The sequence below is a fragment of the Gallionella capsiferriformans ES-2 genome (assembly GCF_000145255.1).
Lineage (GTDB): Bacteria > Pseudomonadota > Gammaproteobacteria > Burkholderiales > Gallionellaceae > Gallionella > Gallionella capsiferriformans.
The window spans coordinates 663,934-690,320 of record NC_014394.1 but is presented as its reverse complement, the minus strand read 5'-3'; the positions used below and the strand labels follow the sequence as shown (position 1 = coordinate 690,320).

25 protein-coding genes and 1 pseudogene are annotated in these 26,387 nt (G+C 55.0%); 11 read left to right on the top strand and 15 right to left on the bottom strand.

Annotated elements, in window-relative coordinates:
* Positions 1 to 145: 145 nt before the first annotated feature.
* Entirely contained in the window at positions 146 to 487 is a 342-nt protein-coding gene (locus GALF_RS03300) for a hypothetical protein (RefSeq protein WP_013292635.1), read from the top strand.
* A gap of 19 nt (positions 488 to 506) precedes the next feature.
* Here GALF_RS03300 and GALF_RS03295 read toward each other — a convergent pair whose 3' ends face one another.
* The 11 genes from GALF_RS03295 to GALF_RS03245 form a co-directional block, all read right to left on the bottom strand.
* Positions 507 to 1,010, bottom strand: coding sequence for a disulfide bond formation protein B (locus GALF_RS03295; protein WP_013292634.1), 504 nt, complete (start codon positions 1,008 to 1,010; stop codon positions 507 to 509).
* 1 nt (position 1,011) lies between these two features.
* Complete coding sequence (iscX, locus tag GALF_RS03290) at positions 1,012 to 1,206, bottom strand: Fe-S cluster assembly protein IscX (RefSeq protein ID WP_013292633.1); 195 nt, start codon at positions 1,204 to 1,206, stop codon at positions 1,012 to 1,014.
* Between the two features lies 1 nt (position 1,207).
* A complete protein-coding gene (gene fdx / locus GALF_RS03285) occupies positions 1,208 to 1,543 on the bottom strand; it encodes an ISC system 2Fe-2S type ferredoxin (protein ID WP_013292632.1) in 336 nt (111 codons plus the stop codon).
* Positions 1,543 to 3,420, bottom strand: a complete 1,878-nt coding sequence (gene hscA, locus GALF_RS03280) for a Fe-S protein assembly chaperone HscA (protein ID WP_013292631.1) — start codon at positions 3,418 to 3,420, stop codon at positions 1,543 to 1,545. Before hscA ends, fdx begins: the two co-directional genes overlap by 1 nt.
* Before the next feature lie 78 nt (positions 3,421 to 3,498).
* Positions 3,499 to 4,038 carry a Fe-S protein assembly co-chaperone HscB gene (hscB, locus tag GALF_RS03275; RefSeq protein WP_013292630.1) on the bottom strand — a complete coding sequence of 180 codons (540 nt, stop codon included), beginning with the start codon at positions 4,036 to 4,038 and terminating at the stop codon, positions 3,499 to 3,501.
* Positions 4,035 to 4,358, bottom strand: coding sequence for an iron-sulfur cluster assembly protein IscA (gene iscA / locus GALF_RS03270; RefSeq protein ID WP_013292629.1), 324 nt, complete (start codon positions 4,356 to 4,358; stop codon positions 4,035 to 4,037). Before iscA ends, hscB begins: the two co-directional genes overlap by 4 nt.
* A gap of 12 nt (positions 4,359 to 4,370) precedes the next feature.
* The gene (gene iscU / locus GALF_RS03265) at positions 4,371 to 4,787 is read right to left on the bottom strand and encodes a Fe-S cluster assembly scaffold IscU (protein ID WP_013292628.1); all 417 of its coding nucleotides are present in this window, start codon (positions 4,785 to 4,787) and stop codon (positions 4,371 to 4,373) included.
* 75 nt (positions 4,788 to 4,862) lie between these two features.
* Positions 4,863 to 6,074: an IscS subfamily cysteine desulfurase gene (locus tag GALF_RS03260; protein ID WP_150102558.1), complete on the bottom strand. Its 1,212-nt coding sequence runs from the start codon at positions 6,072 to 6,074 to the stop codon at positions 4,863 to 4,865.
* A 19-nt stretch (positions 6,075 to 6,093) separates the two neighbouring features.
* Positions 6,094 to 6,549 (bottom strand): Fe-S cluster assembly transcription factor, encoded by a 456-nt coding sequence (locus GALF_RS03255; RefSeq protein WP_013292626.1) that lies wholly within the window; start codon positions 6,547 to 6,549, stop codon positions 6,094 to 6,096.
* Between the two features lie 58 nt (positions 6,550 to 6,607).
* On the bottom strand, positions 6,608 to 7,339 hold the full coding sequence (cysE, locus tag GALF_RS03250; RefSeq protein ID WP_013292625.1) for a serine O-acetyltransferase: 732 nt from the start codon (positions 7,337 to 7,339) through the stop codon (positions 6,608 to 6,610).
* Positions 7,339 to 8,100, bottom strand: a complete 762-nt coding sequence (locus tag GALF_RS03245) for an RNA methyltransferase (protein ID WP_013292624.1) — start codon at positions 8,098 to 8,100, stop codon at positions 7,339 to 7,341. Before GALF_RS03245 ends, cysE begins: the two co-directional genes overlap by 1 nt.
* A 127-nt stretch (positions 8,101 to 8,227) precedes the next feature.
* Here GALF_RS03245 and GALF_RS03240 point away from each other — a divergent pair, with 127 nt between their 5' ends.
* The 4 genes from GALF_RS03240 (at position 8,228) to GALF_RS03225 (ending at position 14,575) form a co-directional block, all read left to right on the top strand.
* A complete protein-coding gene (locus GALF_RS03240; RefSeq protein WP_013292623.1) occupies positions 8,228 to 9,022 on the top strand; it encodes an inositol monophosphatase family protein in 795 nt (264 codons plus the stop codon).
* Positions 9,023 to 9,147: 125 nt separating this feature from the next.
* Positions 9,148 to 10,623, top strand: a complete 1,476-nt coding sequence (locus tag GALF_RS03235) for a bacteriohemerythrin (protein ID WP_013292622.1) — start codon at positions 9,148 to 9,150, stop codon at positions 10,621 to 10,623.
* A 13-nt stretch (positions 10,624 to 10,636) separates the two neighbouring features.
* Entirely contained in the window at positions 10,637 to 13,171 is a 2,535-nt protein-coding gene (mutS, locus tag GALF_RS03230; RefSeq protein ID WP_013292621.1) for a DNA mismatch repair protein MutS, read from the top strand.
* Positions 13,172 to 13,492: 321 nt separating this feature from the next.
* Positions 13,493 to 14,575 (top strand): glycosyltransferase family protein, encoded by a 1,083-nt coding sequence (locus tag GALF_RS03225; RefSeq protein WP_013292620.1) that lies wholly within the window; start codon positions 13,493 to 13,495, stop codon positions 14,573 to 14,575.
* A gap of 12 nt (positions 14,576 to 14,587) precedes the next feature.
* On the opposite strand, the gene GALF_RS14780 is transcribed toward GALF_RS03225, so the two are convergent.
* A complete protein-coding gene (locus GALF_RS14780) occupies positions 14,588 to 18,460 on the bottom strand; it encodes an adenylate/guanylate cyclase domain-containing protein (RefSeq protein ID WP_013292619.1) in 3,873 nt (1,290 codons plus the stop codon).
* Between the two features lie 170 nt (positions 18,461 to 18,630).
* On the opposite strand from GALF_RS14780, the gene GALF_RS03205 reads away from it, so the two are divergent.
* Genes GALF_RS03205 through GALF_RS03195 form a run of 3 tightly spaced genes read left to right on the top strand, consistent with a single transcriptional unit; the run spans position 18,631 to position 20,996 of the window.
* Positions 18,631 to 19,224: a LexA family protein gene (locus GALF_RS03205; protein WP_013292618.1), complete on the top strand. Its 594-nt coding sequence runs from the start codon at positions 18,631 to 18,633 to the stop codon at positions 19,222 to 19,224.
* A gap of 5 nt (positions 19,225 to 19,229) precedes the next feature.
* The gene (locus GALF_RS03200; RefSeq protein ID WP_013292617.1) at positions 19,230 to 19,691 is read left to right on the top strand and encodes a LexA family protein; all 462 of its coding nucleotides are present in this window, start codon (positions 19,230 to 19,232) and stop codon (positions 19,689 to 19,691) included.
* A 27-nt stretch (positions 19,692 to 19,718) separates the two neighbouring features.
* Positions 19,719 to 20,996 (top strand): Y-family DNA polymerase, encoded by a 1,278-nt coding sequence (locus GALF_RS03195; RefSeq protein ID WP_013292616.1) that lies wholly within the window; start codon positions 19,719 to 19,721, stop codon positions 20,994 to 20,996.
* A 183-nt stretch (positions 20,997 to 21,179) separates the two neighbouring features.
* Here GALF_RS03195 and GALF_RS03190 read toward each other — a convergent pair whose 3' ends face one another.
* A complete protein-coding gene (locus GALF_RS03190) occupies positions 21,180 to 21,476 on the bottom strand; it encodes a hypothetical protein (protein WP_013292615.1) in 297 nt (98 codons plus the stop codon).
* A 277-nt stretch (positions 21,477 to 21,753) separates the two neighbouring features.
* Here GALF_RS03190 and GALF_RS16115 point away from each other — a divergent pair.
* Together GALF_RS16115 and GALF_RS03185 are read left to right on the top strand one after the other, a co-directional pair.
* Positions 21,754 to 21,834: pseudogene (locus tag GALF_RS16115) on the top strand (phage integrase N-terminal SAM-like domain-containing protein); the annotation flags it as partial.
* A gap of 110 nt (positions 21,835 to 21,944) precedes the next feature.
* Positions 21,945 to 22,835: a cation diffusion facilitator family transporter gene (locus GALF_RS03185; RefSeq protein WP_013292614.1), complete on the top strand. Its 891-nt coding sequence runs from the start codon at positions 21,945 to 21,947 to the stop codon at positions 22,833 to 22,835.
* Positions 22,836 to 23,009: 174 nt separating this feature from the next.
* On the opposite strand, the gene GALF_RS03180 is transcribed toward GALF_RS03185, so the two are convergent.
* Together GALF_RS03180 and GALF_RS03175 are read right to left on the bottom strand one after the other, a co-directional pair.
* Positions 23,010 to 24,362, bottom strand: coding sequence for an MFS transporter (locus GALF_RS03180; protein ID WP_013292613.1), 1,353 nt, complete (start codon positions 24,360 to 24,362; stop codon positions 23,010 to 23,012).
* A gap of 123 nt (positions 24,363 to 24,485) precedes the next feature.
* Complete coding sequence (locus tag GALF_RS03175) at positions 24,486 to 25,403, bottom strand: HDOD domain-containing protein (RefSeq protein ID WP_013292612.1); 918 nt, start codon at positions 25,401 to 25,403, stop codon at positions 24,486 to 24,488.
* Between the two features lie 236 nt (positions 25,404 to 25,639).
* Between GALF_RS03175 and GALF_RS03170 the strand changes: the two genes are divergently transcribed.
* On the top strand, positions 25,640 to 26,341 hold the full coding sequence (locus tag GALF_RS03170; RefSeq protein ID WP_013292611.1) for a YebC/PmpR family DNA-binding transcriptional regulator: 702 nt from the start codon (positions 25,640 to 25,642) through the stop codon (positions 26,339 to 26,341).
* Positions 26,342 to 26,387 lie beyond the last annotated feature (46 nt).

Below are 26,387 nucleotides of genomic sequence, written 5' to 3'. Positions count from 1 at the left end.
CATATTGTACGGCAATCAACGATTTTTTCATGCGTATCCAGCAACATCCTACGCCCCGCCCGTCGTGAACGAACACTGGCACTAAACACGATGACAAAAACGGCGTATTCTGAGCGGGTTTAATCGAATCACACAGAGGACCACCATGAAAGCCACTTTGCGAACCCTTTTCATCTGCCTCTCGCTGCTGCTCGCCGCGTGCAGTGCAACCGCCTTCCATGTCGGCAATAATTTCGACCTCCAGGCTTTTTCAAACAAGGTCGTACGCGGCACGACCTCACAGGCAGAGGTACGCAGCTGGCTCGGCGCACCGAGCAGCACGGGGGTCAGAGTTGAAACGGATGGTGCACGATTAGAAGAATGGACCTATTACTTCGCGTCGGGGACGCTCTCAAATCTATCCGGCACCGAGCTCAAATCATTGCAAATCAAATATGACCCGCGCGGCATCGTGCAAGGTTACAACTGGTCAATACCGGCGCACTGAACCGAAAGTCCTGTGCGGGTTATTTGCTCTTCAATGCGATCAGCACTGCCCATGTGCCCAGCGCAAAGTAACACAGCAGTGACCACTCCGGAATGCCCAGCGTGAGGAATGTCCATCCGCGTGCTGCGCATTCGCCGGAGCCGTGCATCAGCTCTTTCAAGACGTTGGCCATCGGCATGGTTTCCAGCATGTAGTCGAGTCCCGGTCCGCAAGCGGGAACCTGATCGGCTGGCAGATGCTGTATCCAGATATGGCGCGCAGCGACTGCAATACCGGATGCTGAGAACAGCGTAATCAGCGCGGCGTAAATGCGTGCGCCCGCACGTTTCGGGCCGTGGGTTGCCGCAATCAGATACAGCGCCAGAATACCGATGAAAATCACGCGCTGCACCATGCACAACGGACAGGGATCCTGATGTTTGACGTATTGCAGATAAAAACCGAAGCCCATCAAACCGCTGGCATACAAGAAGCCTGCCAGATACAGCCAACTATTCGAAATACGCCGCCATAAATTAACCATCTTATTCAGCCTCGTCTATCCAGGTCGCCTGTATCGCTTCGAGCACTTTTTCACCACCGTGACCGTGATCATCGGCAAAACCCGCAAGATCAACGACCCAGTTGTGTAGATCGACAAAGCGCACAGTGCGCGGATCGGTATCGGGATATTTTTCAGCCAGTGCAATGGCGATGTCGCGCACGTCTATCCATTTCATGCTAACCCTCCTTCACCATATTGATCGTATATTTCGGTATTTCAACCACTAGGTCGGCATCGCTCACCAGCGCCTGACAAGACAGGCGCGAATTCGGCTCCAGCCCCCATGCCTTGTCCAGCATGTCGTCTTCAAGTTCATCAGCCGGATTAAGGGAATTCAATCCCTCACGGATGATCACATGGCAGGTGGTGCATGCACAGGATTTCTCGCAGGCGTGCTCGATGTCGACACCGTTCTGCAGCAGCGCATCACAAATGGAAATGCCTGCTGCAACATTGATTAATGCGCCACGCGGGCACAATTCTTCATGCGGCAATACGATGATTTGCGTCATTATTTTGTACCCAGATCTGAAATATTTTTACCGGCCAGCGCACGAGTCACGCTCTTATCCATCCGAGCCTGAGCAAAACTGACCGTCGCATCGTTCAAGGCCGTGATGGCGCGCTTGATCAACGGCTGACCACCCGTTTGCAGCGCGTCACGCACACCCGCAATTTTGGCTTCGATATGCGCACGCTGAACAAGATCCAGTAAATCGCCATCCTGCGCCAGCGCATTTTGCACCGCCTCGCATAGCTGATTCGCTTCGGTCTGCTGCTCGCGTTGTGCACGCGCCTGCATATCATCGACGGCATGTTGTGTGGACTCTTGCAACATGCGGGTAATCTCAGCATCCGACAGCCCATAGGACGGCTTGACGACGATCGCAGCCTCAATGCCGCTTGCCATCTCGCGTGCCGCCACGTTAAGCAAACCGTCCGCATCGACCTGAAACGTCACGCGAATACGGGCGGCACCGGCAACCATGGCAGGAATGCCTCGTAACTCAAACTTAGCGAGCGAGCGGCAATCACTCACCAGCTCCCTTTCACCCTGCACGACATGCAGACTCATCGCCGTCTGACCGTCCTTATAGGTGGTGAACTCCTGCGCACGCGCCGTGGGGAGGGTGCTGTTGCGCGGAATCACCTTTTCAGCCAGCCCGCCCATGGTCTCCAAACCCAACGACAGCGGGATCACATCGAGCAACAGCCAGTCATCGCCAGTACGGTTACCCGCCAGTAAATTGGCCTGTATCGCAGCACCCAGCGCCACAACCTTATCCGGATCCAGATTCGTCAGCGGTGTCTGACCGAAAAAATCACCAACGGCCTGCTGCACCTGAGGCATGCGCGTCGCCCCCCCCACCATCACCACGCCCTTTACATCGGACACGGAGAGTTTTGCATCGCGCAGCGCACGGCGCAGCGGTTGCAAGGTGCGCTGAATCAAATTTTGCGACAGTGATTGAAATTCTGCCTGCGTCAACACATTGTCGATCAACTCCCCACTTGAGAGCACCGCCGTGATGCGTGCCTCCGGATATTCGGTGAGTTGCTCCTTGGCGGTACGCGCCAGCGTCAACAACAATCGCGTATCGCGAGGATTGAGCGCGGAGAGCTGATTTTTTTCCAGCAGCCAGCAATGAATGCGCTGATCGAAATCATCCCCCCCGAGCGCCGAATCCCCATTGGCCGCCAGCACCTCGAACACCCCGCGCGACAGTCGCAAGATGGAAATATCGAAGGTGCCGCCGCCCAAATCGTATACCGCATACACGCCTTCCGAGGCATTATCCAGACCGTAGGCAATCGCCGCCGCGGTGGGCTCATTGAGCAGACGCAGCACGTTGATTCCTGCGAGTTTTGCAGCATCCTTGGTCGCCTGCCGCTGCGCATCGTCAAAATAGGCCGGTACGGTAATCACCGCTCCCACCAACTCACCACCGAGAGAGGCTTCCGCGCGCAGACGCAAAACTTTGAGGATTTCGGCTGACACTTCGACTGGACTCTTCACGCCCGCCACCGTACGCAGTTGCACCATGCCGCCAGGCTCACCGGCTTCCACAAAACGGTAAGGCAGACGACTGGTATCCCCCACATCCGTCAAGCCGCGTCCCATAAAACGCTTCACCGACACGATCGTATTGACCGGATCCTCGCTCTGAGCAAGTTGCGCCGCTTCACCTGCAACGACACCGCCATCAGACCCATAACGCACCACAGAGGGCAGCATCGCACGACCATGCTCGTCGTTCAGCACCACGCTGATGCCGTTACGCACCGTTGCGACCAGCGAATTGGTGGTACCCAGATCGATACCCACCGCAAGCCTGTGCTGATGAGGTGCACTGCTCAACCCGGGTTCTGAAATTTGTAGTAAAGCCATGTGGAGTAGTCAGTAGTGAGTCTTAAGTGGTTTATCGTTTTTAGCAACTCGCGACTAACCACTCGCAACTCACCAGCTTTAGTTATCTAGTTCGTCATAAGCGGAATGAATTTCTTCCGCGAGTTTTTCCATGAAACGCAGCTTGCGCACGAGGCCGGCAGCAAACGGATAGTCATGTTGAATGTCTATTTTATCGCGAAGCTCGGCTTCAAGTTCACGTGTTTCAATTTTCATGCGCGCATCGAGCGTATCGAGGGCGGCAATATCACGCGATTTTTCAGCATCCACAACCGCTTCGCGCCATTCCATCTGCGCCATCAGAAACTCAACCGGCATGGCCGTATTGGTTTCTTCCTGCGTGTCGACGCCCTTAAGCCCTAATAGATAGCGCGCGCGTCGTATCGAACTTTTCAGCGTCTGATAGGCTTCGTTAACCCTTGTGGAGCGCTGCATTGCCAGGCGCTGTTCGGAATCTGTCAAGCGGACTGATTTGTCCGGATGAAACTTCGCCTGCAAAGCACGATAAGTGAGTTCAAGTTGCGCGGTATCGAGCTCAAATTGCTCGCCAAGTCCGAACAACTCGAAGTGATTTTTTGCTGCGTCAAAATTCCCTGTCAAACCTGAAAACTCTCGCCGCAACCGCACGCGTCTTTAACGTTCGGGTTATTGAACTTGAATCCTTCGTTCAATCCTTCACGGGTGTAATCAAGCTCCATCCCGTCGATATACGGCAAGCTTTTAGGATCGACCAGAACCGTTACACCGAAACTGTCGAACGGCAAATCATCTGCCTCAAGGACGTCGGCGAATTCAAGTTTATAAGCCATACCGGAACAGCCGCTGGTGCGAACCCCGATGCGCAAGCCTATGCCACGACCCCGTTTGGCAATAAAGTTTTTCACATGTTTTGCCGCTGCTTCAGTAAGCGTTACGCCCATTTTTTTCTCCGCTTAACAACTGCCCGTGCAGGCCGACGTTTCAACATTTTCGCCGTGTTTGGACTTGTAATCAGCAACTGCAGCCTTGATCGCATCTTCAGCCAGAATCGAGCAATGAATTTTCACCGGCGGCAGGGCCAGCTCTTCGGCGATCTGGGTGTTTTTGATTTGCAACGCCTGATCGACGGTCTTGCCCTTGACCCACTCGGTCACTAAAGAACTGGATGCAATCGCCGAACCGCAACCATAGGTCTTGAATTTGGCATCTTCGATGATGCCGTCTTTACCGACCTTGATCTGTAATTTCATCACGTCACCACAAGCCGGCGCACCTACCATGCCGGTACCCAGACCTTCGTCATCCTTGCCGAACGAACCTACGTTGCGCGGATTTTCGTAATGGTCCAATAATTTTTCGCTGTAAGCCATTTTAATCTCCAGAATGCGGGATTCGGGATTCAGGAAAGTCGTTTCCGGCTAAATCCTGCATCCTCTATCCTGTTGTTAGTGTGCCGCCCACTGCACGGTGTTCAAGTCGATACCATCTTGGTACATTTCCCACAACGGCGATAATTCGCGCAATTTGTCGATTTTGCTCTTCATCAACGCGATCACATAATCCACTTCTTCGACGGTGGTAAAACGTCCGACCGTGAAGCGGATAGAGCTGTGCGCCAACTCATCGCTACGCCCCAGCGCACGCAAAACATAAGAAGGTTCCAGACTCGCCGAGGTGCACGCAGAACCGCTGGAGACGGCGACATCTTTAATCGCCATAATCAGCGATTCGCCTTCGACAAAATTAAAACTTAGATTCAAGTTATGCGGCACACGCTGCACGAGATCGCCGTTCAGATGCACCTCTTCCATATCCATCAGGCCTGCCATCAAACGGTCGCGCAAGGTGCGAATGCGCTCATTTTCCGCTGTCATTTCCTCCTTTGCGATGCGAAACGCTTCGCCCATACCGACGATCTGGTGAGTCGCCAGGGTGCCGGAACGCATACCGCGCTCATGACCGCCACCGTGCATCTGCGCCTCTAACCGAACGCGCGGTTTACGCTGCACATACAGCGCACCAATACCTTTAGGGCCGTAAGTCTTGTGTGCCGAGAACGACATCAGATCCACTTTCAGCGCCTGCAAATCAATCGCGACTTTACCGGTCGCCTGTGCCGCATCCACATGAAACAGAATGCCTTTCTCACGGCAGATTTCACCGATCCGAGCGATATCCTGAATTACGCCGATTTCGTTGTTGACCAGCATGATCGATACGATAATCGTGTCCGGACGCAAGGCCGCTTTAAATTTTTCAATATCCAGCAAGCCGTTCGGTTCAGGATCCAGATAGGTGGCGGAAAATCCTTCACGCTCGAGTTCACGCACCGTGTCGATCACCGCCTTATGCTCGATCTTCATGGTGACGATATGTTTACCCTTACCCTGATAGAAATGCGCCGCGCCCTTAATGGCAAGGTTGTTGGATTCGGTCGCGCCCGAGGTCCAGACGATCTCTTTAGGATCGGCATTCACCAGCGAGGCGACTTGTTCGCGCGCCAACTCAACCGCGGCATCCGCCTCCCAGCCAAAGGCGTGCGAACGACTGGCTGGATTGCCGAATTTCTCGCATAAATAAGGGATCATTTTTTCTGCTACCCGCGGGTCAACCGGCGTGGTGGCGGAGTAGTCCATATAAATCGGTAATTTCATCATTAACCTTCTGTCGTAACAACTATCTGACGGTCTGCTTATTAATCGAAATCGCGGTAACGCCCGATCCTGTTTTCGATTGACCTTCGACCAGCTGCTGCAGATTGATCGAGTCCAAATAGGAATAAATCCGCTCATTGAGCCCCATCCACAAATTGTGCGTCAAGCAAGGCTGCCCGTCACGGCAATCGCCTTTTTCCGCACAATAGGTCGCATCCAAGGGTTCATCCACGGCAACCACGATCTCGGCAATCTTAATTTTTGTCGCTGTTTTGGCAAGGTAATAACCACCCCCCGGGCCGCGCACACTTTCAACCAGATTGCTACGGCGCAACTTGCCAAACAACTGCTCAAGATAAGATAGCGAAATTTTCTGCCGTTCGCTGATAGATGCCAATGTTACAGGGCCTCGTCCGCCGTTCATCGCCAAATCAACCATTGCAGTTACCGCAAAACGCCCTTTGGTAGTCAATCGCATGTTATCTCCAGTAATTCTCAGTTCTCAAGTAGAGAGAATAGTATAATACCCGAATATTTTAATCAACTATCTTATTCAGATGATTAGGGTCAAATTTATCCGCGGTCGCGCGCTCTTCTTCAACGCAAACACCCATCTTCTCGAGCTGCTGCAAGATAAAATCAATGCGCTGATCAACCGTTACACTATGCCCCAGCAGCCCGTGTATCGCTTTCGATAAAGGATCGTTCTGATCATTGCCGATACCGTAGGCGTCGAATCCGGCCGTTTTTTTCTTCTCCTCGTCGAGTATCCGCGCCGGAATACCGGCAGCCGTCGCCCCTGCAGGAACGTCTTTGACCACCACCGCATTCGATCCGATCTTGGCACCTGCGCCCACCGTGATCGGCCCGAGTATTTTCGCACCCGCACCGACTACTACCCCATCGCCCAGCGTCGGATGCCGTTTGCCGTGCCGCCACGAGGTACCACCCAGCGTCACGCCGTGATACAGCGTCACGTCATCGCCGATTTCGGCGGTCTCACCGATCACAACCCCCATGCCGTGATCAATGAAAAAACGCCGGCCTATCGTTGCACCCGGATGAATCTCGATGCCGGTCAGTCCGCGCGTTAAATAGGACAAAAAACGCGCCGGCCATTTTAAATTGGCATGCCACAGGATATTAGCCAGACGATGGAGCACGCGCGCATGCAAACCGGGATAGCAGGTCAACACCTCGAACGTGGTGCGCGCAGCCGGGTCACGGTCGAATACGCTGCGAATATCTTCTCTGATATTTTTAAACACTAAACATCTTTCTCTTGCTGGTAACGTGCCTTGAGGCGGCCATTGTACTCGGTTGTCACGCTCAATATGCCGCGCAGAATGTTGATTTCATCGGCTTCCGGCCTCGCTCTGGCATACAAACGACGCAGCCTCTGCATCATGCGCGCCGGATTCTGCGTGGTGAAAAATCCGATTTCGTGCAGCGTTTTTTCAAGGTGACTCATAAAGCCTTCGACCTGCTGATGGGCGGCTGGCTGCAAGGACTGCTCGACGGGCTGATAGTTTTGCGCCGCAACCGATAGTTCGTAGGAAATCACCTGCACTGCCGCGGCCAGATTAAGCGAAGAAAATTCAGGATTGGCCGGAATATTCACCAGCATCTGGGCGCGGCTGGCCTCTTCATTAGTCAACCCCGACATCTCGGTACCAAACAACAAAGCCACCTGCAGCGTTTGGGCCTGCTGCACCACCTGCGGCATCGCCTCGCGCGGCACGCTCACCTCGTTTGAGATATCACGCTGCCTTGCCGTCATTCCCACAGTCAGCACCACCCCGTCTAACGCCTCATCGATCGAGGCGCACACCACCGCATTTTGCAGCACGTCATCCGCACCCGCCGCCATGGCCGAGGCCTGCGGATCGGGGAAGTGACGCGGATTAATCAGATAAAGACGGCTCAGCCCCATCGCCTTCATCGCGCGCGCCGCAGCGCCAATATTGCCCGGATGCGTGGTGTGACTTAAGACGACCCGGATATTACTTAAATGATTTTGTTTATACAAAGCTCAATTCCAACTAGAATACGGTACTGGATTCTACCGCTCATTAAACTCGAAAACCGCCACGCCGCAAAAGTTGCCCGAAACCGGGCCGTATGCGCAAGGCAATTTCATCAAAAAGGTCGTAAATATGCATCCCATGCTCAACATCGCGGTGAAGGCCGCACGTCGCGCCGGCAACCTGATACACCGCAGCACCGACAAGATCGATCACCTGACCATTACCAAAAAATCCCATGCGGATTTCGTCAGTGAAGTCGATCGCGCCGCCGAGCAAACCATCATCCAGACACTGCTGGATGCCTATCCCGACCATGCGATTCTAGCAGAAGAGAGCGGCGCTCACGGCGAGTCCGACTTCGTCTGGATTATCGATCCGTTGGACGGCACCACCAATTTCCTGCACGGTTTCCCGCAATTTTCCGTCTCAATTGCTTTGCAGCATAAGGGCATCATCACTCAGGCAGTCATTTACGACCCAACCAAAAACGAGCTGTTCACAGCCACCCGCGGACGCGGCGCCTTTCTCAACGACAAGCGCCTGCGCGTATCCAAACGCATCCACATGGCGGACGCACTGATAGGAACCGGTTTTCCCTACACCAATTTCGAACACATGGATGCCTACATCGGCATCTTCCGCGACCTGATGCAACAGACTTCCGGCCTGCGTCGCCCGGGTTCTGCCGCGCTTGATTTAGCCTGGATGGCAGCGGGTCGTTACGACGGCTTCTTTGAAACCGGCTTAAAAGTCTGGGACATCGCCGCCGGCACCCTGCTAATTACTGAAGCAGGCGGCATGGTCAGCGATCTGTCAGGGGGTGACACCTTCCTCAAGACCGGACACATCTGCGCGGGCAATGCGGAAATCCATCCTAAACTGCTCGAAATCATCGCGCCGCACCTGAGCGACGCGCTCAAATAAACACCTGCATCCGGCCGCAAGGTCGGATGCGTTTTCACCTCAGGTTTTACACAGGCAAAAAGTTTACTTTAAATTCAATAAATTAGACTAAAATTTAAAGCAAATCCGACCCGTTAGGCAGAATTATGAATCTGATGAATGAATCGATTGAAGTTTTCCCTTGGAACGATAATTTTTCCACCGGCATCCCGTTGATCGATGAACAGCACAAAAGACTCATCCATCTGATCAACCTGCTCGCGTGCGGACTTGCTTACCAGTCAGACACGGCAGAACTGGATCGCATTTTCAGCGAACTTGCCGACTACGCTGTTTACCATTTCAAAACCGAAGAGGCCGTCTGGCATGCACATCTCGCAGACGATGAGTGGGAAGTCGAACACCAGCACTCACACAACCGGTTTGTCACCGACTTGCTCGAACTGAAAAGCAAAAAAGAGAATGCCACCGTCAATGAAACGCTCAAAGATATTCTGTCATTCCTGACACATTGGCTGGCTTTTCACATTCTGGAGTCCGACAAACACATGTCCAAAGTAGCCCTCGGACTGCAAGCAGGCATGACACTCACAGACGCCAAGTTACAGGCCTCAGCCGATATGAGCGGCTCGATGAAAGTCCTGATTGAGACGGTGCTCTCGATGTACGACACGCTCTCCAGCCGCACGCTGGAGCTGATCAAAGAAGTAATCGACCGCCAAAAAGCCGAGGCGAAACTGCGCCTTGCCGCCAACGCCATCGAAAATACGCTGGAAGCAATTTGCATTACCGATCATTGCGCAAATATTATCGATGCCAATCCGGCTTTCCAGCAAATCACCCAGCAGCCCCTCGATGCTTTGATCGGAAAAAACCTGCGCTTACTAAAATCCGGGCTCGATGATGATCTGGTTTTCGCCAACATCATGGAAAAACTTGCAGAGGAAGGGCACTGGAGCGGCGAAATCAAGAGCCGGTCAAATTCGGGAGAAACCTATACAGACTGGCTGACACTCTCAACTATCAAAGAAGAGAATGGCGCCATTTGCAATTACGTCGGGATTTTTTCTAATTTCTCACGCCTGTCAGGACAATGGCAAGAACTGCAACATATGGCCAATCACGATGCGCTGACCGGACTGCCCAACCGGCTGCTGCTCGCAGATCGCATGGAACTTGCGATGGCCCATGCAGAACGCACCGGCAGTTTTCTGGCGGTGTGCTATCTGGATCTGGATAATTTTAAACCCGTCAACGACACCCTCGGCCATACGGCGGGCGATCTGGTGTTGCGCGAAATTTCCAAACGCCTGCAAAGCCACCTGCGCCTGAATGACACAGTCTCCCGAGTAGGCGGTGACGAATTCGTCATCCTGCTCAACGATCTGCACAAACCGGATGATTTTGAAGAACTGCTGGTGAGGATACTCCAAGAGATTTGCCTGCCGATCGGCATCAGGGAGCAGAACGTGTTCGTCACCGGCAGCATCGGCGTTACCCAGTTCCCGCATGACAAAGGCGAGGCAGCAATGCTGCTGGCACATGCCGACTCCGCGATGTATCAGGCAAAAAATCTAGGAAAATCCAGATACCAGCTCTACGACATTACCAAAGAGAATTAACCGTATCCTGCCCATGGAAAACAACAAAGCCAATCACACGCCGATGATGCAGCAGTTTTTGCGCATCAAGGCCGAACACCCGGACGGACTCCTGTTTTACCGGATGGGCGATTTTTATGAGATGTTTTTCGAAGATGCCGAGCGCGCCGCAAAGCTGCTCGATATCACGCTGACGCATCGCGGCTCCTCAAACGGCGTGCCGATCAAGATGTGCGGCATTCCCTATCACGCAGCCGAACAATATCTGGCGCGACTGGTCAAGCTGGGGCTGTCGGTCGCGATATGCGAGCAGGTGGGGGATCCTGCCACCAGCAAGGGACCTGTCGAGCGCAAAGTCATGCGCATCGTCACCCCTGGCACCCTGACCGATTCGGCGCTGCTCGACGAAAAACGCGACAACCTGCTGCTAAGCCTGCACCAGCGGAACGGCCTGTTGGGAATGGCCTGGATGAATTTGGCCTCGGGACACTTTTATGTCTGCGAGACGGCGATTGACAATCTGCCCGCCGAACTCGAACGCCTGCAACCTTCGGAAATCCTGCAAGCCGAGAATTCAAATCTGCTCCCTGCCGCATCTTGCCGGCAGTTGCCCTCGTGGCATTTCGAACTCGACACCGCACGCCGCACGCTGTGTCAGCAATTTGCCACGCTGGATCTGGCAGGATTCGGCTGCGATGAGTACACCGCAGGCCTTGAAGCTGCCGGCGCCCTGTTGGGGTATATCCGTCTTACCCAAGGCCAGACGATGGATCACGTCAGTAGCTTGCGAGTCTACAGCGCCGATCACTACGTGCGCATGGATGCCGCGACAAGGCGCAATCTGGAAATCACCCAGACCTTGCGGGGCGAGGCAGCGCCCACACTGCTCTCCTTGCTCGACACGTGTTCGACCAACATGGGCAGCCGGCTACTGTCGCACTGGCTGCACCATCCGCTGCGCGACCGCGATATTTTGCGCGCGCGCCTCGATGCGGTCGATAAACTGACCGAGCTGTCGGATGCTGTACAGACGCACTTAAAGCCCTGTGTCGATGTCGAGCGCATCACCGCACGCATCGCTTTGAAATCGGCCCGCCCGCGCGATCTGTCCGGCCTGCGTGATACACTCACCGCGCTACCGCAACTGCACACAACGTTAAACGCCTGCGATTCAACGCGGGTTAATGCGCTAAGCGATGCCCTGCAAGCGGATGTCCATCTCACGGCGCTACTACAAGCTTCGTTGCGCAGCGACCCGTCCTCTGTGATACGCGAAGGCGGTGTGATTGCCGACGGATTCGATGCAGAACTCGACGAATTGCGCGGCATACAGACCAATTGCGGCGACTTTTTGCTGGCACTGGAAGCGCGCGAAAAAGCGCGCACCGGCATTTCTACTTTAAAAGTGGAATACAACCGCGTGCATGGTTTCTACATCGAGGTGTCCGTCGCGCAAAGCGTCAACGTGCCAGATGACTATCGCCGCCGCCAGACGCTCAAGAACGCAGAACGCTACATCACGCCAGAACTGAAAACCTTCGAGGACAAGGCCCTGTCCGCCAACGACCGCGCCCTAACCCGCGAAAAGTTTCTCTATGATCAGCTACTGGAACAATTAGCGCCGTACATTGCGCAACTGCAACGCATCTCAGGCGCGATCTCCGAACTGGATGTCTTGGCCACCTTTGCCGAGCGTGCCCGCACGCTGCACTTTACCGCACCGCAATTTACCGGCGATTCCACAATTCAAATCAGCGGCGGACGCCACCCGGTCGTGGAAGCGCAAGTTGAGCGCTTCACGCCCAACGATACCGAGTTGTCTGACGCGCGGCGCATGCTGCTCATCACAGGCCCGAACATGGGGGGTAAATCCACCTATATGCGTCAGGTCGCCATCATCGCACTACTGGCCCATGTCGGCAGTTTTGTGCCGGCGCAGCAAGCGGTCTTAGGCGAGATCGACCAGATTTTCACCCGCATCGGCTCATCGGACGATCTGGCCAGCGGACGCTCCACCTTCATGGTCGAAATGACGGAGGCGGCCAACATCCTGCACAACGCCACCGCACAGAGTCTGGTGCTGGTGGACGAAATCGGGCGCGGCACCTCAACCTTCGATGGACTCGCTCTGGCCTACGCGATTGCCTGCCATCTGCTGAACAAGAACCAGAGCTACACCTTGTTCGCCACGCATTATTTCGAACTGACGCGTTTATCAGAAGAATTCGCCCAGCTTGCCAACGTACATCTGAGTGCCATTGAGCACCAGCACAGCATCGTCTTTTTGCACTCGGTCAATGAAGGTGCGGCGAGCCAAAGTTACGGCCTGCAGGTTGCGGCACTGGCAGGCGTGCCGGCGCAAGTCATCAAAACCGCCAAAAAGCAGCTGCGCGTACTGGAACAAAACAGCGCCGCACAAAGTCCGCAGGGTGATTTATTCGCGGCAATACCCGACCTCCCTGAACCCGAAGAGCATGCGCTACTGGCAGCTTTACGCGACATCCAGCCCGATGACATGAGCCCGAAAGCAGCGCTGGAAACACTGTACCAGTTAAAAAAACTGCTTTAAGCGATTTGTAGGGGGCTATAAATCTCAATTTACTTCTGCGGGGGCAGCCCGGCGGCTAGTGACTTTCTTTTGAGTCGCCAAAAGAAAGTCACCCAAGAAAAGGCGCCCCCCGGTTTACCGCACAGGAGCTGCTGAAAACCGTGTTTGCTGTATTATTCACCCGCTGAAATTTCGTATTACCGACTGTCTTTCATATAGAGCCCAAAAACTACTGTGATCAACCGCGCGTTTTTAACGCGCGCTTCAACGCAACCGCTAAAGCGCGTCCACCCGGCTCTGGCAAATGTGGAATAATCACCTCCCGACTTTCTCGTTCACACCATGAGCAACCCCCGCCATCTGGTCGTATCCGTCTCCGGCCACGGTTTCGGGCATGTCGCACAAACTGCGCCGATCTTAAACGCCTTACACCAGCGCTGTCCGCAACTGCGCATCACCGTGCGCTCGTCGGCGCCAGAGTCACATCTGCGCTCACGCATCCACGCACCTTTTGACTACCTTAACAGCACCGGCGATATCGGCATGGTGATGTCATCCGCACTGACCGTCGACATCGAAAAAAGCCGCAGCGCCTATCATGCCTTTCACGCGGACTGGGACGCACGCGTCACCGAAGAAGCACGCCTCTTAAAATCATTGGGCGCAGACAGAGTATTTTCCAACGTAGGTTACCTGCCGCTGGCGGGCGCACAACGCGCAGGCATTGCGAATGTCGCGCTGTGCTCGCTAAACTGGGCGGACATCTACCGCCATTACTGCTGCGATGGAACAGACACGCGCGATGAGACTATCGCCGCGCAAATCCAGTCGAGCTACGCCGGTGCGGATGTGTTTTGGCGCACCACGCCCGGCATGGCGATGAGCAACCTTGCCAATGTGACGCCGGTCGCGCCGATTGCCGCGATTGGCACCCGCCGGCGCGGTGAATTGAACCGGCATCTAAAATTGTCAGCACAGGAAAAACTGGTGCTGGTCAGTATGGGAGGCATTAGCAGCCGGTTGCCCGTGGAAAACTGGCCCCGACTGGACGGTGTACGCTATCTGTTGCAGGCAAACTGCAGCGACCAACATCCGGACGCCATTAATTTTGAAGCGCTCCCGTTCAGTTTCTACGATTTGCTGGCAAGCTCGGATGTGCTGCTGTGCAAACCCGGCTATGGCAGTTTCGTTGAGGCCGCAGGTTCCGGCGTGCCGGTGCTCTATGCCAACCGGCCGGACTGGCCGGAGTCCCCCGCATTGATCGCGTGGCTGCAACAGCATGGTGTCTGCCGTGAAATTCCGCAAAACTCACTGGAGAATGGCGATTTCTCCGGCATGCTGATACAGATACTAGACGCGCCCGCCGTGGATAGGGTCACGCCGAATGGCGCCGAACACGTTGCGCTGTATCTGGCCGAATATTAAACCCGTTCAGATTTAGTGTGCCACATGCAGCGCTGGACTCGCCGTCGTCCCTTCAACTTGCAACATGACCGTACCGGCACGCATGGATAAATCCGCCGAGAGCATGCCGGATAATTTCTGGCGATTCACCGCCAGCGTCCCCGCTGCCTTGACCACACTGTCATTGATCTTAAGCTGGCTAAACCGGTATAAGTCATTGGCATAATTTAACTCGCCGCTCATCGCCTCAAAATGGGTTCTGCCACCGGGCAAATTCTCACGGCTGCGCAAACGGGCGGTTTCAACAACATCCACACCGTTGACGATTCCCTTGTTAACGTTAAAAACGCCATTGAGTACGGCCGTATCGGCAAGTTTAGCCAGACGCCCCGACTGCATCTGAAAGCGCGCCGTGCCATCCAGATCGCCGCCGAGCAGCTTATTGATGTTCTGCAACGGAATAACTTTAGCCTCCAGCGCGCCTTGTACACGCCAGCCCTCACGCCAATTGATGCGCGCATCACCGGTCAACACACCGCCCCTGATCCTGCCATCCAGATCGCTGATGCGCATTTCATCCTGGCTTAGTTCGCCGTTCGCCTTTAAATCCTCGAATATCCAGTCAGGAAACAACGGTAGCGCCCGATCGCGCAGCGTCAGACTGAACGGCAACTTTGGCCCGGCGTGAAGCTCCAGCACCAGTTTATGGCCGTCCGCGTTGAGTTTTGCCTCAGTAAAATGACCCGATGCATCAAAATCCACCTCGCCGCCCACCCCGGATAACGGCACGCTGTCGGATTCCAGACGAGCCTGTGTAAAACCAATGCGCGCGACAGGATAATGCGCATCGCTCGCCGTCTGCTGCAGCCAGCCTGCCACTTGCAACAAGGCCTCATCCTTCACCCGCACCCCCTCCAGATTCAGGCTGTCGATCGCGCGGGTCGCACCAAACAGCGCAGAATAGGCAAAATTGACCTGTGCCTGATCCGCCTGAATTTGACGTGTCGCGCCGATGGAAACCTCGCTCAGGATCAGACGCGGCGCAGGCAGTATCCGAGCTGACAATCGACCGATGTGCACAGGCTGCTGCAATTTCGCACTCAGCGTCTGCTCGATGTTCGCCAGATAACTTTGCATCGGCATCACGGCCGGCAACGCGAACAAAGTCGCGACTAAGGCGACAGCCAGTCCGGCCGCGAGTTTACCCCAGGGCTTTGGTTTACGAGGCACACGAGGCAATCTGACGACCGGCTCGGGTGCGGCCTGGGGGGGGGGCACCGTTTTCCGCGCGTCTTCCGCCGCCCGGCTTTCCGCTTCCCGCCACTTTTTGGCCTGCGCATCCGCCAGCTGTTTTGCTTCCTGCTCGGAATACTCCGCTACGACTTTAGACTGAGCAGCGATAGGCGCAACCGTCGCGGCAATCGCCTCAACAGGCGCTACGATAGGCGGCAATTCCAATTTTGCGGCATCGAGCAGCAACTGATCAGCCGCGCTGAGCTGCGGCGAGAGCGCCATCTCAGGCATCAAGACCTCAGCCTCAGCAGGCGCCTCCAGATCAAAGGCATCCAGATTAAATCCCTCGAAGCCCTCGGACGACAGAATTTCAGGTTGAGGCAATACGACTTCGGCATTCGCGTCGATCAATTCGTAAATCTGATGTTCACGACCGTGCTTGTCCTGTTGCGCACCGCGATAACGGAACAAGTCCTTGTACTCATCACTCAGATTCGAGACAAATTCAAAATAGGCACGGGAGACATAAATTTGATCGTGACCGGCAAAGCTCATCACACGCTGTGCGCTGTTGATGCCATCGCCCAGCATATTGATCTGCCCGTTCATATCTTTGACCAGACTGACCGGTCCTAAATGTATCCCCAGACGCACGCGTAAATCAGGATAGTCAAAGTGACTGTTAGCCGTCAGGCCGGCACGAAAATGGATCGCAGATTCGAGCGCATCGGTCGGGTGTTGCAAAAATCCGATCGCAGCACCGTCCCCGGTATCCAGAATAATGCGCTCTCCGGCGTCGAGCGGATCCAGACTGTTGCCCACCAGCTGGCTGAACTGCTGTTTCAAGGAAATCTGCCGCTGATCAGACAGTTTGGTATAGCCCACAATATCGAAAAACAGCACCGCTGCCGTTGTCGTTCTGCGCTCGACAACCGGAACACCGTTGTTGCCTCCCCGGCTGTCGCAACCGGGCACCGCTGGCGCTGCCTGCCGCCTGTCAGTCGCAGGTGCCGAATCGCTACGCACCACCCACTGCGAGGAGTCTCGCGACGCGGCGGCAGCGGCTGCCTGAGTCAATTCATCCAACGCAGAAACAACGTTCCTTTCTTCGTCGGCGTGCTTTGCGTTTAATCTAACGACTGCAGCCAACACAGGGTCATCCGGTACGAGTTTACTGGCATCCTCATCGGGAATCGGACTGATCAATTCAACCTGTGCGCCTCTTTGCGCCGCAACTTTTTCAGCGTGTTCGCGTGCGGCCTCTTCACGCGCCTGCAACAATTGCTGCTCAGACTCGCGACGCACCAGACTAATTTCCTCCTCAGCCTTGATACGCCGGGCCTCCGCTTCCCGCAGCAGACGCTCGGATGCCTGCTGCGCCTTGACCGTCTCAGCTTCCAGTCTGGCCAGCGTATCGACGCGCCTGCGTTCATCCGTTCTGGCATCCGCCTTGAGCTGAGAGACTTCCGCCTCAAGCTTCGCGCGCTCCTGTGCCAGCGCCAACGCACGTACGTCGGCTTCAGCCTGCACTTGCGCTGCATGCTGCTCAGCTTTCAGCTTGGCTTCTGCGGCCTCGTGACGCTCAGCTTCTGCACGCAAAGCCGCTTTGGCAGCCTCCTGTTCCGCCTTGATGCGGGCCACCTCAGCCGCTTCACGAACCTGACGCGCCGTCTGTTCACGCGCTGCTGCACGCTCCCGTTCAAGCTCTTCGCGAACGCGTGCGGCCTCTTCAGCAGCCAGTCGCTTTGCCGCTTCAATTTCCTGTCGGGCATGCGCTTCAGCGTCTGCCTGCGCCTTCAAGCGCGCCGCTTCCGCCTCCAGCCTGGCACGCTCTTGCGCCACAACCCGCGCCGCCTCCTCAGAAGCCAACCGCTTTGCCGCTTCAATTTCCTGCCGGGCATGCGCCTGCGCTTCGGCTTCGGCCGCAGCCTTCAACCGGGCCACTTCCGCTTCCAGCTTGGTACGCTCTTGCGCCACCACCCGCGCCGCTTCAGCCTTAACGCGTTCTGCCAGTTCGTGCGCCACGCGTGCCGACTCCGCTTTCACGCGTGCCACTTCAGCGTCGCGTTTTGCCTGCTCTTCCGCACGAGCGCGTGCTTCCGCCTGCCGCGCTGCGGCTTCGATACGCTCAGCCTCTAGGACGCGCGCCTTTTCAGCCGCTTTTTGCTCGACACGAGCCGCCTCCTCGCGCGCGGCAATTTGTGCTTTTTCGAGTGCAGCCTGCTCAGCCTTCACCCGGGCAACTTCTTCCTCAGTTTTCTGGCGGGCAACTTGAGCTTGCGCCTCGACTCGGGCTTTTTCACGCGAGAGCTTAGCCGCTTCCTCAGCCATCATGGCGGAGGTGGGCACACGAAAAGCAGCGGTAAAATCCAGCTCTTCAATCCCGGCATCGGGCTTTTTAGGGGATGCTACCGGCGCATGAGGCGCAACCAGTTTAGCCAAACTGGAAACCTTGCTTTTATCCTGAATAAAACCGCCTCGCGCCAACTCGAGAAACATATCTTGCAACATACCGCGCAAACTGGGTGAAGAGCGCTTCATGATCTCAGCGACCGAAGCCGTACCGTCCACCATCATCAATGCGCGCTTGATGTCCTTGGACAGAAGCGCGGTACGACCACGCGCCTCGCCGTCCCCGCTTTCCGTCCTGACAAAAATTAATTTTTCATTCATGTTTTCATTCTAACTGATTGCAGACGCATGTTTGAATTGAAAAATACATTTTAAATACACACAACACATGGCACCTAGCAACCGCGCCAAAATCATCTGAATGAATCCCATTGACAACAGAACGAACGTTCTTTATATTGCACAGCACGTTCGTTCTCAAGGAAATTACCATGACCGACTTCAACTCTAAAGATACCGAGTATTTAAACAAGCTTCAAGACTACTACGCAGACTGGAAAAGCATTCCGTCCTATGCCCGTTTGTGCGAAATTTTCGGCATCGCCTCCAAATCCTGGGTAAAAACCATCCTAACCCGACTCGGGGAGGCCGACTTCATCGAACGTACGCCCGATGGTGCATGGATACCCACCCGACAATTTTTCGCGCGGCCGCTGGCCGAATCGACGGTTCAGGCAGGCATGCCCGTATCCGTCACCGCCACGCAGGGAGATTTTTTCGTAATCGACGAGATGCTGATTGATACCCCCTCAAAGACCACGCTCATCACAGTCAAGGGCGATTCGATGATCGATGCGGGCATACACGATGGCGATGTCGCCGTGGTCGAGAAACGCATGACGGCGAATATCGGCGATATCGTGGTGGCGATCGTCGATGATGACTTCACGCTCAAAACCCTCGATCGCGAGAATGGCGCGTTTATTCTGCGCCCGGCCAATCCCGCGTTCCCTATCATCCGCCCGCAAGGCACGCTGGAAATATTCGGCGTACTGACCGGTCTCGTTCGCAAATACCGGAGATAACCATCATGCAATTACACGCTTCGCGCCGTAGCGCCCCGTCCGTTCTGCTCTCTATGACCTCGCCCAACAAGGAATTGTTTTATCGCCAGCGCGCCCTGCTGCGCCGCGCCGTACCGGCAGGCTTCCCGTCTCCTGCCGACGATTATGTCGAACAGCGCATCAGTCTGGATGAACACCTGATCGGACGCCGCGAATCGACCTTTTTCATGCGCGTTGCGGGTGAATCGATGCGCGGTTTAGGCATCTTCGACGGCGACCTGCTGGTGGTCGACCGCGCACTGCCCGCCACCTCGGGCTGCGTAGTGATTGCCGTGGTCGATGGCGAATTTACCGTCAAGCAATTGTTGCACACGAGCGATGGCCCCGTGCTGCGCGCAGCACACCCTGACTATGACGACATGCGCATCCAGCCTGAACAGGATTTTTCCATCTGGGGCGTGGTGAGCTGGAACGTACACAAGCATTAAGCCGATTTAGCAGAAAAAATTAACCGTATGCAGCGCGCAATCGCACTGGTTGACTGCAACAACTTCTACGTCTCCTGCGAACGCCTGTTTCAGCCGGCGCTGGAAGGAAAACCCGTCGTGATACTAAGCAACAACGATGGCTGCGTGGTATCGCGTTCACAAGAAGTCAAAAATCTGGGGATTGCGATGGCCGCGCCCTGGTTCAAATTAAAAGAACTCGCCAAGCAGCACGGCATCATCGCGCTGTCATCTAATTACACGCTGTACGCCGACCTCTCCAACCGGGTAATGCGCGTATTAGCGCAGTTCTCGCCCGACCAGGAAGTCTATTCGATAGACGAATGCTTCCTCGATGTGACAGGGATCGACGAACTCACCCGCTACGCTCAATCGATGCGCCAAAGAGTCAAACAGCACGTCGGCATTCCTGTCTGCGTGGGCATTGCTGCGAGCAAGACACTGGCAAAGCTCGCCAACCATGTCGCCAAAAAACGCTCCTCCGGCATCTGCAATTTCAACGCGCTATCGGACGACGAATTAAACCGTCTGCTGGGCCGCATCGAGGTCGGTGAAGTCTGGGGCGTCGGCAGGCGTACGCACAGCCGGTTACAGGAAATGGGCATCACCACGGTACTGGCACTCAAATGCGCATCCGGTGAGCGCATCCGTGCCGAGTTCGGCATCACCCTTGCGAGAACCGTGGCGGAACTGGGCGGCACCGCGTGCCTGTCGCTTGACGAATGTGCCCGGCCGCGCGCACAAATCATCTGTTCGCGCTCGTTCGGCATTCCGGTCACACAACTGGCTGACCTAGAAGAAGCCGTGATCGCCTACACCAGCCGTGCTGCCGAAAAATTGCGCCGCCAGCAGTCGATGGCCTGCTGCGTGCAGGTTGCCATCCGCACCAACCCGAATCAGCTCATAGCGCCGCAATACCAGCCGAGCCTCACGCAAGCATTAACGGAGCCCAGCAATGATACGCGCGTGTTGTGTCACGCAACGCTGTCAGGATTGCGGCAAATTTATCGCACAGGCTACGCTTACCAAAAAGCCGGCATCGTACTGTCCGGCATCATCGCAAGCGACGACAAGCCACGCTCCCTATTTGATGATAGCGAAGCACAACAAAAATCCGCCACGCTGATGGCCACACTCGACCTGATCAATCGCCGCATGGGGAGCGGCACCCTACACTTGCTGGGAGAGGGAATCACAAAAAGCTGGGCCATGAAGCGCGGCAACGTATCGCCGCGCTATACAACCGAGCTTAGCGACATCGCACTGGCGCACGCCGCGCAAAACTAAGAAGGGCAATTTGCAATCCGGAATTAGATGAGGCGCATTTCAGCGGCAAATTCTCATGCGCAGGCGCCTGATCAATGTCGCGGCTTTAAATAACCGTTTTGCTTCCTATTGAGGAAGTTCACCCTGATGCAGCGTGACGAAACGAGACAACCCCGTGGCGAACACTCAGCTTCATTTTCCAGTTTAAATTATTTCAAATGACAACAGGACGGCACAAACACCCAATTCCAACAGCCCCAGCATAAAAAACTGGTCAGCATATTTTTCAAAACTTGCCGATTTTACGCCACGCATCGATGCATAAGAAAGGGCTGTGCTGATCGTAAATATCAGCGCATCAATCGCCAGAAATTTATCCAGTAGCGATCCTGCCTGCCCCAGATGCAGTACCTTAACCAAAGAAATAACGGTCAGACATACGCCAACCAATTGAGCCGAGGTTGGCAGTATATGTTGCGACAAATCATTACGTTCTGACATTTTCAATAATCCATGAGGAAATTTAGCGCATCACACAAAAACAAACTCAGCTCAGAGACGAATGGTTTTAACAAAATATACCGAATGGAACCCGACATGATTTTTTTAAAATTGTGTCGCTAGCGTTCTGTATAAGCGGTCCTGATAGACTACAACCCGCTGATTTTAATAAGCCATGAGGATATTGCATGTCAATCGCCCCTACACACTCGACACCTCATGCCCCCATACGACTGAAAGTCGTGCGTGAACGCGGGCGTAACACTTTAGCCGGCAAACGGCGCGATCATACACGAGCTGGATTAAGCGTTTTGCGCATTTTTATCCAAAAAAACACCCGCGCAAAATGACAGGGTAGCTGTCGTTTCGATCACAGAGGCACAGCCAAAAAACGCTATCGAGACTCGTCGAATCAAAACGGGACTGATATGATTTGCAAGAAACGCTATTCTCAGGGCAAGATAAAGCATGACCGCACATAATCACTCCCACGCCACGAACTACAATCGCGCTTTTGCCATCGGCATCACGCTGAATATCATTTTCGTGTTGATCGAGGCAGTGTACGGCTGGCAGGCCGATTCGCTCGCGCTGCTATCCGATGCGGGGCATAACCTGAGCGATGTACTGGGACTGGTGATGGCGTGGGGGGGATTTTATTTGTCCAGGCTGCGACCCAATCAAAAACATACCTACGGCTGGGGGCGTGCCACCATCATGGCGGCCTTGTTCAACGCACTGATCCTGCTGGTTGCGATAGGCGGCATTGTGTGGGAGGCGATTGCCAGATTCAGCCATCCTGTCCCGATTCAGGGCAACATTGTTATGTGGGTGGCTGCCATCGGCGTGATCATCAACGGCATTACCGCACGGCTATTCATGTCCGGCAACAAGGATGATCTCAATCTGCGCGGCGCATATCTGCACATGGCGGCAGATGCGCTGGTGTCCTTAGGCGTCGTTATCGCAGGCGCATTATTGATATGGACGGGTTGGACGTGGCTGGATCCAGCACTCAGTATCGTGATTGCCGTGGTGATACTGCTGGGCACATGGGGACTGTTGCGTCAGTCGTTACATCTTTCGCTGGATGGCGTGCCGGCCTCAATCGACTTGGCCGCAGTCAAAAGTTATTTATCGGCATTGCCCGGCGTCAGCGAAGTGCATGATCTGCATGTGTGGGCGATGAGCACCTCCGGGATTGCCTTGACCGCGCATCTGGTTACGCCGAACGGCCCTCAGGAGGATGACTTTTTAAACCGTGTGACGGAAGAATTGCATGATCAGTTTGCCATTGAACATGCGACCCTACAGCTGGAGACGGGCAGTCGAACCTGTGCGTTAGCTAACCATACTTGACGAGCCACATAGTCAAGACGACGCAGCTTAAGTATCAAAAATGGTCAGGGGCGGCGTGCTACTGGCACTTGGCATTTGCAAGACCCTAGAGAAAGCAAAAGCAATGGCGAAAAGCATACGCCCGGTAATCCGGATCAGCGAGCACCCTTAGTAGCGCCCGCCCTCAGCATAAGGCTAGGCCGCAATCAGTCGTTCAACAGCTTCTTCATCAAATCCCTGCATCTCGACTTTGAGGCAGGCCATACCTTCCGCCGCAACCACCAGCACCTCTCGCACACCTTGCAACTGAGCCAGTTGCAGCTCTAACGCGGCCCCTTCCGAGTCGCTCATTTCGTTCAGGTGGTACAGCTTAGTGCGCACCACCGCCAGTGGTTGCATGCCGGACACCACGATCAGCCAGACCAGCAGCAAGGCGATCGCGAAGAAAAATATCGCATTGTGCCCGACATACTGCATCAAGGCGCCACCTACGGCCGCACCGAAAAATGCGCCGAGAAACTGCACGCTGCTGTACACGCCCATCGCAGTTCCCTTAGCGGCGAGTGGCGCAATCTTGGAAATCATCGAAGGCAGCGTCGCCTCCAGCACGTTAAACGCGGTGAAGAAAAGCAGCAAAGCCGCCGCCACACCCCACAAGCTGTCTTGCATCAGCATCAGCATCAGCTGGGCTGCCATCGCCAGCGCAACCGCGGCAATAAACACGGGTTTGAGCTTGCCTTTGGTCTCCGCGATGATGATAGGCGGCACCATCAGTACGAAAGCGATCAGCATGACGGGCAAATACACCTTCCAGTGCGCTGATGCCTCGAGGCCATCATTTTGCAGCACGAATGGCACCTGCATGAAAACCGACATCAAAATAGCGTGCAGCGAAAAAATACCGAAATCCAGACGGCGCAATTCGGGGTTTTTCAACACCTCGGCGAATTTGCTGCCACGGGCTTCTGTGTCGCTGTGAAAACGAGTAATGGCAGGATTGGGAATCACAAAGCGCACGATCGCCATCGCCAGCAGTGCAAGTACGCCGGTCATCGCAAAAATTCCCTGCACACCCAACACGCCATTTAATAACGGTGACAGAATCAGCGAGATCGAAAAGGTGATGCCGATCGTCATGCCGATCATCGCCATCGCCTTGGTGCGATGCTCTTCACGGGTCAGATCGGCAGTCAGCGCCATCACGGCGGCATTAATCGCACCCGCACCCTGAATCGCGCGACCGGCAATGACCCAGTAAATATTATCGGCGAAAGCGGCGATGAAACTGCCGATAGCGAAAATGACCAGCCCCGCGTAAATGATCGGCTTGCGGCCATAGCGATCCGACATCCAGCCGGCCGGAATCTGCAATACCGCCTGCGTCAGACCATACGCACCCAGCGCAATTCCCATCAGCAGATGGCTGCTGCCCCCCGGCAATTTTTCTGCATACAACGCAAAAATCGGCAGGATGATGAACAGACCCAGCATGCGCAGCCCGTAGATGCCGGCCAAACCGAAGCTGGCGCGTTTCTCGGTTGCGGTCATTGATTCGGATATAGGTTGCATGGGAATTTTGAAGGAGCTGAAAAGGGGGGTTATTTTAGCAGGTCGTCCCCCTGCCAACAAATATAAGCGCGGCCGACAACAGGGATATAGCGACCCGGTGTACTAGGACATGGATACCAGATCGTCCATCATTGAGCTGCCTTTTTTCTCATCCAGCATTTCGAGGGTAATTTTATCGAACTCTGCGCGACCGATATCGACATAGCGCAAAAATGCATCGATCTGCGATGTCATCCACAGCTCGCTGTGCGGCAGCCCGAAATGCTCGCGCATGATATGTTCAGCCAGATAGCCGATGGCGATTTGCAGCGAGACCCATTTAGCGACCTCTTCCTTCTGCGCACCGCCCAGAAACATTTCAATATTCAAATGCATACGCACCGATTGTTGAGTACGCTCGGGCAGCAGCCATTTTTTCGTGAAGTGATAACCGATTACGGCGTGATCAATGCTGCGCTGCTCGATCTCAACCTGAGCCATATAGAGCTGCTTGTCAGCCTGCACTGCCTGACTTAACTGGCCTGATTTAACCCGGTGCGCAATCATCAGAGGAATCGCCGCATCGCGAAACAGCACGTGAATATAGACCTCATCGCGCGCAAGCCCTACGATACGGTTGGCCAGATCCGCTGCAAAGGCCGCGGTCACCGAGGCCTGATCCCAAAAATACCGCACGCCATCGCCATGCACATCGCCACTGGCATTTTTCAAAGCGATCGCGGTGACGATATTGATCACATTGCGCATTCCCAGAAACATCACCGCCTGTTGCACGGACAACATCTTCGCGCGCAAGCCGAAAAAGGGCGAATTAACTGTTTTGAGCAGCGCCGCGGTCATCGCAGGATCCTGCTCGGCGAGTCTGGCAATCTCACGCATATCCGGGCTCGACGCATTTTGCGCCTGAGTCATTTCTACGATGACGCGCGGGCAAGCCGGGATTTCGATGGATGAGGCGAAACTCGCCAGTTTGTCATCTGAAATTCCGTAGTCGTCTGCAGAATTTTTATTGGGTTGCAATGCGCGTTCTCCTGTTACTTGACGGCCCCGTATGGCGGATAAAGTCCGGCCTATTTGAGCTCTTGCACTTGGGTATGATTTAAAATATTGCAAGCTGGTGCGGCAGGCCTTACCAGCCGGCTATTTTATCAGGGATAATACGCACAGGCGCAGACTAATACAGTTACCGCGCAACAGGCACGCGCATAAAGCATGCCATCCTTATACCCGATAGGTTAAATAAATAGAGAGCAGATATGGGCGCACAGTGGAAAGCCAGACATAAAGAAGTCGCAGCAAATGCAAAAGGACGAGTTTTCGGCAAGTTGTCGAAGGAAATCATGGTCGCCGCCCGCGCCGGTGCCGACCCCGACATGAATCCGCGCCTGCGACTGGTCGTTGAACAAGCCAAAAAAGTATCCATGCCCAAAGAAACACTGGAACGCGCCATCAAAAAAGGCGCCGGACTGCTTGATGAAGGCATGAGTCTGGAGCGCCTGACCTACGAGGGCTTTGCGCCGCACCGGGTCCCGGTCATCGTCGAATGCCTGACCGACAACCCCAACCGAACCTACCCTAACATCCGCGTGTTGTTCCGCAAGGGACAACTGGGAGCATCCGGTTCGGTCGCCTGGGATTTTGATCATCTGGGCATGATCGAAGCGCTACCTGCGAGGCCTGACAGCGATGCGGAGTTGGCCGCGATCGAAGCCGGTGCTCAAGATTTCGAACCCGCAGAGGAGGGTGCGACGCTGTTCCTGACCGATCTGACCGATTTGGATGCCGTCTGCCGCGCGCTGCCTGAACAGGGTTTTACCGTGCAGTCAGCCCAGTTAGGCTACCGCGCCAAAAATCCGGTGAAACTCACCGATGCGGAGCGTGAAGAAGTCGAGGCCTTCCTCGAATCCATCGACGCGGATGACGATGTGCAAAATGTCTATGTGGGGCTGGCAGGCTAACGGCGTTTGGGATTGCGCAGCAAATCGCGTATATTGACAGGTCAAC

Excerpts from the sequence above, each read along its gene's own strand:
- GALF_RS03300 (WP_013292635.1), top strand. The coding sequence starts at position 146 with ATGAAAGCCACTTTGCGAACCCTTTTCATCTGCCTCTCGCTGCTGCTC.
- GALF_RS03295 (WP_013292634.1), bottom strand. The coding sequence starts at position 1,010 with ATGGTTAATTTATGGCGGCGTATTTCGAATAGTTGGCTGTATCTGGCA.
- iscX (WP_013292633.1), bottom strand. The coding sequence starts at position 1,206 with ATGAAATGGATAGACGTGCGCGACATCGCCATTGCACTGGCTGAAAAA.
- fdx (WP_013292632.1), bottom strand. The coding sequence starts at position 1,543 with ATGACGCAAATCATCGTATTGCCGCATGAAGAATTGTGCCCGCGTGGC.
- hscA (WP_013292631.1), bottom strand. The coding sequence starts at position 3,420 with ATGGCTTTACTACAAATTTCAGAACCCGGGTTGAGCAGTGCACCTCAT.
- iscA (WP_013292629.1), bottom strand. The coding sequence starts at position 4,358 with ATGGGCGTAACGCTTACTGAAGCAGCGGCAAAACATGTGAAAAACTTT.
- iscU (WP_013292628.1), bottom strand. The coding sequence starts at position 4,787 with ATGGCTTACAGCGAAAAATTATTGGACCATTACGAAAATCCGCGCAAC.
- GALF_RS03260 (WP_150102558.1), bottom strand. The coding sequence starts at position 6,074 with ATGATGAAATTACCGATTTATATGGACTACTCCGCCACCACGCCGGTT.
- GALF_RS03255 (WP_013292626.1), bottom strand. The coding sequence starts at position 6,549 with ATGCGATTGACTACCAAAGGGCGTTTTGCGGTAACTGCAATGGTTGAT.
- GALF_RS03240 (WP_013292623.1), top strand. The coding sequence starts at position 8,228 with ATGCATCCCATGCTCAACATCGCGGTGAAGGCCGCACGTCGCGCCGGC.
- GALF_RS03235 (WP_013292622.1), top strand. The coding sequence starts at position 9,148 with ATGAATCTGATGAATGAATCGATTGAAGTTTTCCCTTGGAACGATAAT.
- mutS (WP_013292621.1), top strand. The coding sequence starts at position 10,637 with ATGGAAAACAACAAAGCCAATCACACGCCGATGATGCAGCAGTTTTTG.
- GALF_RS03225 (WP_013292620.1), top strand. The coding sequence starts at position 13,493 with ATGAGCAACCCCCGCCATCTGGTCGTATCCGTCTCCGGCCACGGTTTC.
- GALF_RS14780 (WP_013292619.1), bottom strand. The coding sequence starts at position 18,460 with ATGAATGAAAAATTAATTTTTGTCAGGACGGAAAGCGGGGACGGCGAG.
- GALF_RS03205 (WP_013292618.1), top strand. The coding sequence starts at position 18,631 with ATGACCGACTTCAACTCTAAAGATACCGAGTATTTAAACAAGCTTCAA.
- GALF_RS03200 (WP_013292617.1), top strand. The coding sequence starts at position 19,230 with ATGCAATTACACGCTTCGCGCCGTAGCGCCCCGTCCGTTCTGCTCTCT.
- GALF_RS03195 (WP_013292616.1), top strand. The coding sequence starts at position 19,719 with ATGCAGCGCGCAATCGCACTGGTTGACTGCAACAACTTCTACGTCTCC.
- GALF_RS03190 (WP_013292615.1), bottom strand. The coding sequence starts at position 21,476 with ATGTCAGAACGTAATGATTTGTCGCAACATATACTGCCAACCTCGGCT.
- GALF_RS03185 (WP_013292614.1), top strand. The coding sequence starts at position 21,945 with ATGACCGCACATAATCACTCCCACGCCACGAACTACAATCGCGCTTTT.
- GALF_RS03180 (WP_013292613.1), bottom strand. The coding sequence starts at position 24,362 with ATGACCGCAACCGAGAAACGCGCCAGCTTCGGTTTGGCCGGCATCTAC.
- GALF_RS03170 (WP_013292611.1), top strand. The coding sequence starts at position 25,640 with ATGGGCGCACAGTGGAAAGCCAGACATAAAGAAGTCGCAGCAAATGCA.